Origin of the sequence: Sulfurihydrogenibium sp., assembly GCF_028276765.1 — a bacterium.
Lineage (GTDB): Bacteria > Aquificota > Aquificia > Aquificales > Hydrogenothermaceae > Sulfurihydrogenibium.
On sequence record NZ_JAPYVU010000012.1, the window covers coordinates 24,265 to 37,640 of the forward strand.

The window sequence follows — 13,376 nt, forward strand, 5'->3', positions numbered from 1 at the left end:
TCCTCAGGATGACGGACAAGGTAAACTTATAAAAATTTTGGGACACTCTCCATGATGGCTAAGGAAAGTTAATTTTAATATGTATCAATTTTATAGATCCTTTAGACTTGTGTCTTCAAAATAATAGAAAAGATGAAAGTAGAAGCAATTCACGAATTGCCATTACAGAGGTTAGAAGTAAAGCATAGACATTATTTTATAGTTGTGCGGAAAATCTCCTATTCATTTTAAAAATGCCAGCCGTTAAGCTGGCTTTATGTTTATTAATATAATCTTCTTCTTTGAGAAGCTGTAATTGCTCCAGCCATGCCAATATCTCTTGGAAACTCAGTTCCTCTTGATGTTGTTTGAACTTCAAGGTCTTCTGTACCAAAGAAAGATTTAATTATTTCCAAAGCTGCTGGAATGTCAAAATCCTTACAAGAGAATATATCTATTGAAAAGTATCCTTTCTCCGGAAATGTATGGATACTTATGTGGCTTTCCGCTATGATTACAAACCCTGAAATTCCCCAGTCCTCTGGTTTATCTCCGCCATCGTACTTAAATACATACGGAGGCATAATTTTTGTCATTCCGATTTCAGCTGGCAATGTGTCTAAAAAGTTAGTAACAGCCTCTACGCTTGCCAAAGCTTCAAAATTTCCGTTGTAACCATCGACCATTAAATGGGGTCCAAATCCTATCAACTCTTGTTTTCCTCCTTTCAAATTAAAATTTGTGGTATAAAAGATATATTAAATTTTCAAGAATGTAAATATATTGTTGCACATTTTTTGTGCAATTTTAAATTTTGTTAATATTTTGGCTTTGAGAAAACATGATTTTCATTATTGTTAATATTTATTAACCAATATAAATTTTATACACCTTTAAAATTTAAGGAGACAATCAATGAGTGAACTAATAGAGCCAAAATTAACCATAGAGCTTGCACATCAATGCGTTAAATGTTCAGCATGCAGACAGGTTTGCCCCACGTATAGCGTCGTAAAAGAAGAACGTTCTTCTCCAAGAGGTAGGCTTGCATTGGCTGAAGCCGTTGTAGATGGAATCCTGCCACTTACTGAAGAAGTTGCAGCCCAGTGGAATCAGTGTGCAATGTGTCGCCGTTGTGAGTGGATATGTCCTAACGAAGTTGAATATAAAGAAATCATGTTTAGAGCCAGAAATATGGCAAAGGAAAAATCAAAGAAAGATTACTTTAAGACAGTGGTTTTCAAAGGTCTTGGAATGATGGGAAATCTACTTACAAAAATAGGGATGAAGTTTGCACCAACCTTGATGGAAGCTTACGGAAAGCTTGCAGGTAAAGAGGTTCCTGAATACAATGCTGTTTATATAGATGTTGGTATTCCTAAATATGCTAAACTAATGCCCAAACCATCTGCAAAACCTTTCGGATTGAGAGGTAAAGAAGTAAAAGCTGAAAAATCTAAAGGAAGATTGTTATTCTTTACAGGTTGTATGATAGATGCTTTTCAAGGTAAGGTGGGAGAAAGCGTTTTAAAACTTATGGAAAAAGCCGGTTATGATGTTGTAGTTCCAAAAGATATAAGATGCTGTGGAGCACCACATCTTTACAGCGGAGAGATAGACGCGTTCAATAAACTTATGAAGCATAATAAGAACGAAATAGATAAATACGAGTTTGATTATATCGTAGTTGCATGTCCAACATGTGGTGGAGCTTTAAAAGAAGAGTATAAATACCCAGTTAAGGACTTTGCAGAAATACTTAGAGAAGAAGGGTTCTTAGTGTTTAAAGGCAACGGCGAAAAAGTTAGCTTTCATTTTCCTTGCCATTCTTACACTGCAATGAAAACAGACCCTAACGTATTTAGAGATGTAATAAAAAATGTAAAAGACACACAATACGTTGAAGGTGAAGAAGCTATGATGTGCTGCGGTTTTGCCGGATACTTCTCTGTGGCTAACTATGAAGTAGCTTCTGAACTTCAAAAAAGAAAAATAGAAGATTTAAGAAAAACCCAGGCAACTTACGTTTTAAGCGATTGTCCGGGATGTGTACTAAATTTAGCAGACGGTATGTATAAGCATGGTCATTATAAAGAAGTTAAAGTCATGCACTTAGCAGAATACTTAGCAGAAAGACTTGTAGAGGAAGAAAAAAATGAAGGTAAATCTTAAAGAAGAAAAAAATCTCAAATACAGATGCAGAGTTTGTGGCTATGTATACGACCCGGAAAAAGGAGATGAGATTAATCTTATCTCTCCGGGTGTTGAGTTTATAGATTTACCAGATACTTGGAGATGCCCGGTTTGCAATTACTCTAAAAAAGAGTTTAGAGCTGTTAGAAATTAATATTACAGGAGTGAGAAATTACCTCCATATCTAGAATGTCCTTTACTTTTGCATATGACAGGCTAAATAGTAAAAATGCAAAAGACTTTTTAGAGAAATTAATAAACGTAATGCCATTTGAGATAAAAGGAATACAGACAGATAATGGAAGTGAATTCTTAAGTGAGTTTACAAAGCATTAAAGAAAAAAGATATAAAACATTATTTTAACTATCCAAGATATCCAAAAGGACAAGCATATGTAGAGAGAATGAATATAAAGATTACGAATTAGAAGATATTCATGAGTTTAATAAAAAGATGCTGCAATATATGCTATGGTATAACACAGAAAGACCTCATCATAGTTTAAACAAAAAATCACCTTTACAATACTTTTGTGATATTATGAATTCAAGTAAATCGGAATTTTCCCAAACTGGTATGACTTATACACGTAAAAATATTTTTCATTTTTACGATAAGATATTATATAAGTATCTTAAAATTTTCTGGGGAGTTAAATATGGACGTAAAAAACATAAAAGAAGTGTTTAAGAAAAACAAAGAAAGTAAAAGTTCTATAGCCAAAAGTGATACAATCATAAATACAAAGGATTATGCGTTAGAAAATGAATTAAATAAAATTTTGAGAAATTACCCTATCTTAAATTATATTAACCAAAATTTAGGAAGTATGGATATAAAAAACGCACTTAAAGAAATTAAATCTAAAAATGAAGATGTTGTATATAGTAGTCAAAATATTAAAAATATACAAATATTAAAAACTTTCTTGTTTAAAAAGTAAAAATGAGAAAATCTAAAAAAGCGGATATAAATGCTATTTTAATTAAAATAGAAGATTATTTACATAAATATTTATCCGAGAAATGGCTTAAAATTCTTTTCTTTCCTGTCTTTATATCATATATAATCTTTATTACAATACCAACGCCGCTATGGGTTCAGTTCTTATCATTTTTGGTCATCTTTTTCTTAACATTAATTTTCATAAAAAACAGAAAAGAATCTATTAAAGTATTTATTATTTTGACAGGGGTTTTTGTCTCTTTAAGATACTTTTATTGGAGAACTTTTAACACCCTCAACTTGGATGACGGAATATTTAATGCGATAGCATCAATAATTCTATATTTAGCTGAGTTATATTCGATGATTATTCTAATTCTAGGATCTTTTATGTCCTTAAGATTACTGGAAAGAAACCATATAAATTTAGAAAAAAAAGAAGACTTTTTAACCGTAGATGTATTTATACCAACATATAATGAACCTGTAGAGATAGTTAAAACAACAGCTTTAGCTGCTATTTCTATGGATTACCCTCAAGATAAATTTAATGTTTATATATTGGACGACGGCGGAACAACTCAAAAATTAAACGACCCAGACCCTGCTAAAAGAGAAGAAAACCGACAAAGGTCGCAAGCTTTAAAAGACTTTGTGAATGAAGTTGGTGGAAATTTACATTATATTACAAGAGAAAGAAACCTTCATGCTAAAGCCGGAAACATAAACGAGGCTTTAAAGAAAACAAATGGTGATTTAATCCTAATTCTTGACTGTGACCACGTTCCTGCGAAAGACTTTTTAAAAAGAACAGTAGGATTTTTTAATAAATATCCTAAGTTATTTCTTGTACAAACCCCACACTCTTTTTACAATCCAGACCCACTTGAAAAAAACTTAGGAATTTTCAGGATAGTGCCTTCAGAAGCTGATATGTTTTATAAACATATTCAAAAAGGTTTAGATTTTTGGAGTGCAACTTTCTTCTGCGGTTCTGCAGCAGTACTGAGAAGAAAATACCTACAGGAAGTTGGCGGAATACAGGGTACAACCATCACGGAAGATGCGGAAACAGCCTTAGAACTGCACTCTCTTGGATATGATAGTGCTTACTATGGTAGACCAATGGTTTATGGCTTACAACCAGAAACATTTTCCGCTTTTGTAGTCCAAAGGACAAGATGGGCTCAAGGAATGATACAAATATTTTTACTTAAAAATCCTCTCTTTAAAAAAGGTTTAAAGTGGTACCAAAGATTAGGATATTTAAATGCAAATATTTTTTGGTTTTTTGGATTTGCAAGGTTTGTATTCTTGATAGCACCCATACTTTATCCAATGTTTGGTGCTCAAATCTACAGTGCAAATATTCAAGAAGCAGCAAGCTACGCTATACCACACTTTATAATGAGTATAGTTTTATCTTATTACTTGTATGCAAAAGTTAGATGGAACTTTTTCTCAGAAATATACGAAGCTATCCAGTCCATATTTATTCTTCCAGCTATTATAAGCGTTATACTAAGCCCGAGAAAGCCAACATTTAAAGTTACCCCAAAAGGAGAAAACCTTGAAGAAGAATTCTTGTCACCTTTTTATAAGCCTGTATATCTTTTGTTCAATCTTATTGTAATATCATTTTTCTTTAGTTTTTATAGATGGGTTAACTATCCAGATGAAAGAGGTACCGTATTAGTAGTTTTATTCTGGCAAATTTTTGACCTATTTATTTTAGGTATTGGAATTAGCGTTCTTCGTGAAAGACCTCAAAGAAGAAGAGCATTTAGAATACCTGCAAAAGATGATGTTATTGTTTATACAAAATCCCAAGTTTTTTCAGGAAAAGTTAGGGATATATCCTTAACAGGTATTTGGGTAGAGACAGACCAAGATATCACAGATTACTTGTCGGAAGTAAGGGATTATTTAATTGAGTTTGTTATTATGGACGCAAGGGGATTGCCTTTCGTTTTAAAAGGTAGGGTCGTAAATGCAAATTCAAAAAATATTAGAGCTCAATTTGAAGCAAATACCTTAGAAGATTATAGAAAATTGACGGAAGTCGTATACGCAGATAGTAGTAGGTGGGAAATTTTTAGAGAAGAAAGAGAAATGAATCCTATTCAAACCACAATCTTTCTAACAAAAATATTTATAGAAAACTTTACGAAAGCCTATAAAATGGCAACGGCGGAATTTATCAATGAGATTAAAGGTTTAACACAAAAATTTATGCTAAAATTAAATAAAAAACTGCTAAGGAGGGAATTAAATGAAACTGTTTAAAGAGAAGAAAGAAGAAAAACAGGAAATTGTTCAAAATCAAGGAAATATAATAATTGTCCCAGAAAAGTTAAAAGCTTACAATCTTGATATATTAAACAGTTTTCTTAGCACTTTAATATCTATGGCGGATTCTGAAGATTATAATTACTTTACATCTCGAGTTGCAAGGAATTTTTATGAACAAAATAAGGCATATTTGGAAAATTTAAATAAAATAGGAAACGAAAATATTGAGCTAATCTGGGAAAATTTGAATATATTTTTTAATTTAAATAATTTAGGAGTCTCTCAAGTAAAAATCAATTTAGAAAATAAAAGTATTAATATTTTTCATTACGATTCTTTGTTTGTTAGATATTTAAAAAGTAAAACAAACTTTAAGTTATGTAATTTCTATGCAAATCTATATTCTCTTATACTTTCTAACATATTCGAGACAGACATAAAAATAATAGAAGAGGAGTGCAGCAATGAAACCGGCAAGGATTTTTGTTTATTTAATATGGTTTAATTTAATCATTGTATATATTTCAAAAGCAAACGAAATGATTGTTCCATTAAAAGATATCGCATTTCAAAATCCAATGCTAAGAAGCATAGAGGCAGAATATAACATAAAGGTTCCAATTCCTAATAGATTTATAGTAAAAGATATAACATTGCATATAGAAATAGAGAAATCTCCAGCTCTTTTAAAAGAGAGAAGTCACTTTTCAGTATTTTGGAATAATAAGCTTGCTTATCAATCTGTATATAATCCTTTGGTTGATATAGTTACTGCAGATATTAAATTGCCAACAAATAATTTAGAACCTTTTAATGATTTAAAAATAAGGTCTATTCATCATTACTGCCTTAATTGTTGTGAGTTTGAAGGAAGCCCAGAATTATGGTCAAAGATAGATTTAGAAAATAGTTATATAAAAATAACCTACGATGAAAAGCCTATACTCCAAGATACATTATTAATTAGAGACTATATCTTGGATATGAAAAACTTTAATCCTGTTAAAATCGGTATGATTACTGAAGATACAACTGATAAGTATTTAGAACTTGCATCAAAATTATCCGGATATATAGGCTCTTTTATAAGATACAGAAGAATTTTTATAAGTTATCATAAAGAATTACCATCAGACCGAGATGTGTTTATAATTGGAACAAAAAGCTTTATAAAAAATTTTCTAAATTTACAAAATGAGAACTTCCCGGATATCTATATTATCCCAAATCCAAATAACATAACAAAAGCAGTAGTTCTTATTTCAGGAAATTCTTTAGACCAACTTGAAAAGAACGTTAATAATTTCATAAAAGTAAAAAATGAACTTTTCACCGGAAGGTTTTATCAAATTTATCAAGGGAAAAATCCAGAAATAGAAAAATTCGAATCAAATAACTTAATACCCTTGGGTAAAAAGGTTTACTTTTATGATTTGGGCTATGATGATATAAAAGTATCAGGATTATTCCCGCCCCCTGCAGAAATTGAATTTAATATACCGGTTGGCATATTCGTTCAAGGAAAGAAAAAAATATTATTCCACTTTGCGTACAACTATGGAGCAGGCGCAAGAGAAGACTCTGTCATCAATATTTATTTAAATGATAAATACGTTACATCTTTAAAGATGGATAAAAAATATGGTGTAGTTTTAAAAGAAGAGGACATTAAAATACCGGCTTATTTATTGGTTCCCGGGAAAAATAAGCTTAAAATTGAATACGCTATGATGCCACCCGGCGGGGGCTTTTGTATATCTCCAAACTTATACACTCTCAGGGGAACAATCTTTTCACAGCGTTCATACATTCAAATTCCAGAATTGCCTTTTTGGTTTGAAATGCCTTATTTAGAATTTTTTGTTTCCGATGCTTTTCCATACTCAATTAATCCAGACCTAAAAGAAACAGCTATATATTTATCCGAGAAAGATCCAAATAACATAACAGCATTATTAACATTATCAGCTTATATGGGAACTAAAATTGGAATGCCTTTCTTAGGTTTAACCGTTACAAGTGATGTTTCTAAACTTAAAGATAAAGATATTATTGCCTTAGGCAAAAATCTTCCGCTTGAATTTTATAAAAATTCTAATTTAAAAATATCTGATGCTAATATAGATTTAAAGTCTCCGGTTTTAAAACTTGTTAAAGAAAGCCTGAAATCTAAAATTTATGGAAATGAGGAAAAAGAAAATAAATTAGCTAAACTAACTTATCAAAATGCTTTAACCAACCAAGTATTTTATATCATGGCACAATCGCCTTATAATAATGACAGAACGATTACAATAATCACATCAGAAAATATACAAAATCTTCCAAATGCTGCATATAGATTATTCCTTCCAAAATATGCAGGAACTATAAAAGGCAATGTTACAATCTGGGATTTCTATATAAATCAGTACTTCAGTGATAAAATCAATCCAACATATTTTATTGGATACATGCCATTTTTTGAAAAACTTTTATACGAATTTGGATATTCTCCAACAAAATTTATACTTGGATTTTTAGCTGTTGTTGTTATTCTTTCTTTAATCATTAAAAAACTTCTTGATATAAGGGAGAAAAGAAGATTAGGAGGTGAAATCTAATATGATTAGGGTTTTTATTGTTGCAATCTTGTTGTTTGGTTTATTTGGTGTTAAAGCTCAGGAATTATCATGGCAGGAATATAAAAATAAATATTTTAGAAATGACAGTTTTATAATAGACCCTTATAATAACAATAGAGTAACTTCAGAAAGCCAAGGATACGGAATGATTTTGGCTGTTATGTACAATGATAAAGACACATTTTACAAACTTTGGAAATGGACCAAAGTAAATATGCTTAGGGAAGATTATCTTTTTTCTTGGCTTTATAACAATGCAATTGTAGATAGAAATAATGCAACCGATGGAGACTTGCTAATTGCATATGCTTTAAGACTTGCATACTTAAAGTGGAAAAACGAAGAATATTTAGAATATTACAATAAAATTAAAAATAGTATAAAAAGACTAATAGTTATTGTTTTAGATGAAAAAGAGAGAAAAAATATACTTCTATTGCCTGGAATATATGGCTTTTCGAATGAAAAGTATGATATACAGATTTTTCCTTCATACTACATTCCTTTCATTTTAAAGGAATTTAAAGATGATAGATTATTTAAACTTAGTTTAGATTACCTTTTGAATAATATAATAACTTTATCTCCATTAACAAATACAGTTAGATTTAACTTAATAGAAAAAAAGTTATCCTTAAATTCAGAGATAAACATGGATGTCTACAGACTTATTCCTTACTTTTTATTATCAAACTATGATGTAAAAATATTAAGAAACTCTTTCAAAACAATAGATGAATTCTTTAAAAAAGAAGGTTACATACCGTTGACTTTTAAGCTAAATGAACAAAATCAGACAAAACAAGAATCTCCATTTTGTGTTTATAGATGGTTTTATATTCTGTATAATGACGATAAGTATTTTAAAAAGTATGAAGAGCTAAAAAATATTGATAGGAATAATTATTTTTGTGATACTTTTGAGTTATTTTTAAATTCAGGAGTGGAAAGATGAATAAAAAAATTTTATTACCATTCCTATTTTCCTTCTCTTTAAGTCATGCTGAAGAAGTTTATAAGCTAATTGTTATTCCACAGAAAGATTACAAGACTACTATTGAATCATTAAAAAATTACGGATTTAATAAATGTTTTTTAGATAATAAAAAAATAATCTGTGCTGAATCTAAAGACTCAGCCTATATCCAGAGATTGAAAGATTACTTATCACAATACGGGTTTAATGTGAAAATTGAGATTGGAAAAACTTCGGTATCACAAAATGAAAATTTAACACCAACGCAAAATGAAGTTTTAAACGTACTAACAAAAGAAATAAAAGTGGAGCAAGAAGTTAAACCATTATCAAGCAGTAATCAAGTTAAACAAATCAAAAATCAACAAGAAAAAACTGTTTCTAAAGAAAACTCACAAAAACAGTCTTCTATAAATACGCCCGTAAAAATACAGACAAAAGAATCAAAAGTAGATCAAGAGCTAAAAAATAAGCAAATGAAAGAAGAATCGTATAAACAGGAAGAGAAAATCCAAAGTGCAGAAAAAGATTTAGGTTTAAAAGTTAAACTTATGTATGACTTTTTAAATGCCGATAATTTAGAAAAAGCTAAAGAATTAGCTAATCAACTTTTAAAAACTAAATTTTCAAAAGATGCCAAGTATGTTATCGGATTGATTGCCATAAAAGAAAAAAAATTTGGCACAGCATGCAGAATATTTGAATCCTTAGAATTTAAAAATTCAAAAGAATTAGAAAAAGATGCATGCTCTGTAGCATTTATGCAAGAAGGATATGATTATCTTGAAAAAAATTCAAATAAAGCAATTGAATTTTTCCAAAAAAGCTTAAGATATAAGGATAATATAGAATCTCAAGTCGGATTGTTCTATGCTTACCTAAAAACTGACAAATCAAAAGCAGAGAAAATAATTAAAGAACTATACAGTAAATACCCTGAAAACGAATCTGTTAAAAAAGCATACGTCCAATATTTGTTAGATAAAGGTGATTTTGCAAGTCTTGAAAAATTCAAAGAATATTTAAAAGAAGAGGATTTAAAACTTATTAAAGAATCACAGCTATCAAAAGAAATGGAAAATGCTTTAAGATTAATAAAATCAGGTAATTATTCTGAAGCAGAGAATATTTTGCTCAAATTATACAAAGAAAAACCATCAAACATAAATGTTTTACTCCTATTAGGATACCTTTATTTAGAAAAAAATGACATTTTAAAAGCTAAGAATTTTTATGAAAATGCTTTAATGATTGATGGAAACAATACAGATGCTTTAAAAGGCTTGAAAGCTGTTTATATAAAGCTTGAAGATTATGAAAAAGCATTAGAAATCATTAAGAAACTACAGCAGAAAGACATCAAAGATCCAGATTATAACAAAATTTATGCATTATATCTTTCAAACAAAGCCCAAGAGCATCTAAAAGAAGGGAATATAAGGCTTGCTAAAGAATTGGCAGATCAGATTTTATCTTTAGATAAGAATAATCCAACAGCTTATTTAATTTTAGCAGAGTATTACAAACAAACAGGAGATAAAAAGGAATATTTTAAAAATATTTCGAAAGCATATGAATTAAAGCCGGATGATTTTGGAATCAAATTAGCTTTTATTTATGGGCTTATTGATCTTGATTTTTACGATCAAGCTGAAAATATCATAAAAACAATAGCTACCAAAAACTTATCTGAAGAAGAAAAGCAGCAATTGAAAGAAGTTTACAAGGTATTCTATCAAAAACTATCTGCATACTATTTAAGCAATAAAGATTATCTTAATGCTAAAAAAGTTGCCCAGGAAGGTTTAATGTTTTTTAAAAATGATCCAGACCTTATGGAAATTTTAGGCTGGTCTTGTTATAATCTAAAAGACTATAAATGCAGTGAAGATACATTTAAATATCTCATTGCCTTAAAACCTTCAGAAAAAAATAAGGTTGGTCTTGCATTTACGTATATGAATCTAAAAAAGTATGAAGAATTAAATAAACTTCTTAAAGAATTGGAAGATACTAATGACCCTGAAGTTTTAAAAGAAGTAGCAACAATTTATGCGTCAATTGGCAAATACAAAGAAGCAAAAAATATTATAAGTAAATATGAAACACTCAAAAACAGTGCTGTTTCTACACAAGCCAAAGCAATTACAAGTGAGCCTTTACAAACACTAAAAGAATCTGAAACGAAAAAGACTATAAAAAAAGATACCATTCTGCCGGATATTTTTAATACCAACAACGATAATACTTATGATAACTTGATTATAGATTCAGAAAAAAAAACAGAAATTTTAACAAACAATGATTATACAGCTCCATCAATCATAAACACAATCATAAATAAGACAGAATCTCCTTCTATTGATCATGAAAGAAAGGAAGAAAGATTGAAGGAAGAAACAGAAGAAATAAAAAAAATAATTTCAGAAAAAGAACAAGATTATCTAACTAATTTATCCACTGGTTTTAAATACAGAAATAAAAGTGGCGAGAGTGGAAAAAGCAAATTATCAGATTTTTCTCCATTTGTAAAATTCACATATTTCTTCAACGAAAAACTTTATGCTTATATAGGAACGTATTTTACAGGGTTAAATTCAGGTGGTTTATCGGATTATGCTCATTATGGAAGTGTTGGTAATGGAACTATATTAAGAGAGGTTCCATCGTCATATAGTGGTTTAGAGCCATTTGCAGGCTTTGGTTTAAACACAGATAGATTTATTCTATCTGGTAATTTTGGATTGACCCCAAGAGTGGGCAATGGAATTAGCTCAAAGCCTATTTGGACGATTGAAGGCAAGATTGTAAATAATGATAAAAAAATTGGTTTAGGGTTGTATAGAACTCCAATAAGAGATTCAATCTTATCTTATGTAGGAAGTATTGACCCATATTCTTACAATAGCTGGGGAAGAGTATATGAAGAAGGCATAAAAGTTTCTTATGAAAACAAAATAGGAGAGAAAGATTCTTTAATATATAGTGAGGCAAGATTTGGAAAAATAAAGGGAGAATTTACAGAAGAAAACACAGATACTAATGTTCTCTTAATGCCAAAAGTCTACTATGGAAAATTAATAGGAGATGAAGATTATATCGGTGCATTTTTCTTGTATAACCACTTTAGTAAGAGACAAGATTGTTATTACTTTGGATGTGGCGGATATTTTTCTCCAAAAAGTTTACTTATAGCTGCACCCATGCTTGAAGGCTTTAAGTTTTTTGACGATAGAAATGGAATTCATTATAAAGTATTCTTAGGTCCGCTGCTTTGGTCTGACGGTCAAAAAAATAATACAGATATCTCTTTGGATGGTTATATATCATATGTTTATTTGTTTAACAAAAACTTAACATTTAACATTGCCGGAGAATACAGAAAAACCCAGAAGTATAATGAACTATTCTTTACAGCCTTTATCAAATATTTCTTTGGAAATAGAATCAGCATAACAAAACAGGATTTTCTTAATTTGGAAAAGGAGATTTATAAATGGTAATTATTCCAGTTATATCATTTAAAGGGGGTGTTGGAAAATCAACAGTTGCCCTAAATTTTGCTGCAGAATTATCTAAATATTATAAAACTCTATTAGTAGACACAGACCCACAAAATAGTTTGGCATTTTTTCTTTGTAAAGACTTTAGCAAAGGATTATCAGAAATATTGTTTGAAAATTTGGACCCAGAAAAAGCAATCCATAGAGAAGTAAATAACGAGCCAAATCTTGATTTTATACCGGCAGGAACTTTTTGTTTAAAAAACCAAACCTTTTACGAAGATAATTTTAATATGGAAAACTTAAAAAAATTTTTAAACAATGAGGCTATCAAAAATTACGAATTTGTTATGTTTGATACACCGCCAAGAATTAACCAACATATCGAAACGCTCATAGAAGTCGGTAATTATAGTTTAATGGTTTTAACACCTGACCCTGCGACATTCTCTTCGTTTGTGATTTTTGAAAAATTTTTTGAAGATAAAGAATACATCGGTAAAATTTTAGCTATAATAAATAAAACAGAGCCATCAAAAGTTGAAGAAGATTTTGCAAGGATTATCAAGTATAAATTAGGAGAAAAATTTTTGGGTTTTACGCCAAAAGACAATAACGTTGTAGAATCTCAGGGTAAATGTATCCCTACCGTGTTTTATAGTCCTAACTGTGCTTTTTCTGTTTTCATGAAAAAGATTGTTTTAAAATTTATAGATTTAATAAAAATATAAAATACACTTTGGGTGAGAAATTCAAATATAAATAAAACATCTAAAAAAACTCCTTGGTGGCAGTTAAAATTGTAATAGCAAAAATTCCACCAAGGAGGTAAAAATGCAAAACTCTAATCTTTATTTTACAAT

General features: G+C 29.7%; 12 protein-coding genes. 11 read left to right on the forward strand and 1 reads right to left on the reverse strand.

Annotation, left to right across the window (positions count from 1 at the left end):
- Window positions 1-263: 263 nt before the first annotated feature.
- On the reverse strand, window positions 264-689 hold the full coding sequence (gene speD / locus Q0929_RS03225) for an adenosylmethionine decarboxylase (RefSeq protein ID WP_299238139.1): 426 nt from the start codon (window positions 687-689) through the stop codon (window positions 264-266).
- A gap of 205 nt (window positions 690-894) precedes the next feature.
- On the opposite strand from speD, the gene Q0929_RS03230 reads away from it, so the two are divergent.
- The 11 genes from Q0929_RS03230 to Q0929_RS03280 all read left to right on the forward strand — a co-directional run bounded on the left by Q0929_RS03230 (window position 895) and on the right by Q0929_RS03280 (window position 13,244).
- Window positions 895-2,151 (forward strand): (Fe-S)-binding protein, encoded by a 1,257-nt coding sequence (locus tag Q0929_RS03230; protein ID WP_299238140.1) that lies wholly within the window; start codon window positions 895-897, stop codon window positions 2,149-2,151.
- Entirely contained in the window at window positions 2,135-2,326 is a 192-nt protein-coding gene (locus Q0929_RS03235) for a rubredoxin (RefSeq protein WP_299238141.1), read from the forward strand. The genes Q0929_RS03230 and Q0929_RS03235 overlap by 17 nt, the downstream gene beginning before the upstream one ends.
- 35 nt (window positions 2,327-2,361) lie before the next feature.
- A complete protein-coding gene (locus Q0929_RS03240; RefSeq protein WP_299238142.1) occupies window positions 2,362-2,508 on the forward strand; it encodes a hypothetical protein in 147 nt (48 codons plus the stop codon).
- Window positions 2,509-2,626: 118 nt separating this feature from the next.
- A complete protein-coding gene (locus Q0929_RS03245) occupies window positions 2,627-2,863 on the forward strand; it encodes a hypothetical protein (RefSeq protein WP_299238143.1) in 237 nt (78 codons plus the stop codon).
- Window positions 2,832-3,116 (forward strand): hypothetical protein, encoded by a 285-nt coding sequence (locus tag Q0929_RS03250; protein ID WP_299238144.1) that lies wholly within the window; start codon window positions 2,832-2,834, stop codon window positions 3,114-3,116. The genes Q0929_RS03245 and Q0929_RS03250 overlap by 32 nt, the downstream gene beginning before the upstream one ends.
- A 2-nt stretch (window positions 3,117-3,118) precedes the next feature.
- Window positions 3,119-5,404, forward strand: coding sequence for a UDP-forming cellulose synthase catalytic subunit (bcsA, locus tag Q0929_RS03255; RefSeq protein ID WP_299238145.1), 2,286 nt, complete (start codon window positions 3,119-3,121; stop codon window positions 5,402-5,404).
- Complete coding sequence (locus tag Q0929_RS03260; protein ID WP_299238146.1) at window positions 5,391-5,915, forward strand: hypothetical protein; 525 nt, start codon at window positions 5,391-5,393, stop codon at window positions 5,913-5,915. The genes bcsA and Q0929_RS03260 overlap by 14 nt, the downstream gene beginning before the upstream one ends.
- Window positions 5,875-8,013, forward strand: coding sequence for a cellulose biosynthesis cyclic di-GMP-binding regulatory protein BcsB (locus Q0929_RS03265; RefSeq protein WP_299238147.1), 2,139 nt, complete (start codon window positions 5,875-5,877; stop codon window positions 8,011-8,013). The genes Q0929_RS03260 and Q0929_RS03265 overlap by 41 nt, the downstream gene beginning before the upstream one ends.
- A 1-nt stretch (window position 8,014) precedes the next feature.
- On the forward strand, window positions 8,015-8,989 hold the full coding sequence (locus tag Q0929_RS03270) for a glycosyl hydrolase family 8 (RefSeq protein ID WP_299238148.1): 975 nt from the start codon (window positions 8,015-8,017) through the stop codon (window positions 8,987-8,989).
- Window positions 8,986-12,513 (forward strand): tetratricopeptide repeat protein, encoded by a 3,528-nt coding sequence (locus Q0929_RS03275; protein WP_299238149.1) that lies wholly within the window; start codon window positions 8,986-8,988, stop codon window positions 12,511-12,513. The genes Q0929_RS03270 and Q0929_RS03275 overlap by 4 nt, the downstream gene beginning before the upstream one ends.
- Window positions 12,507-13,244, forward strand: coding sequence for a ParA family protein (locus Q0929_RS03280; protein WP_299238150.1), 738 nt, complete (start codon window positions 12,507-12,509; stop codon window positions 13,242-13,244). Before Q0929_RS03275 ends, Q0929_RS03280 begins: the two co-directional genes overlap by 7 nt.
- The last annotated feature ends 132 nt before the right edge of the window (window positions 13,245-13,376 follow it).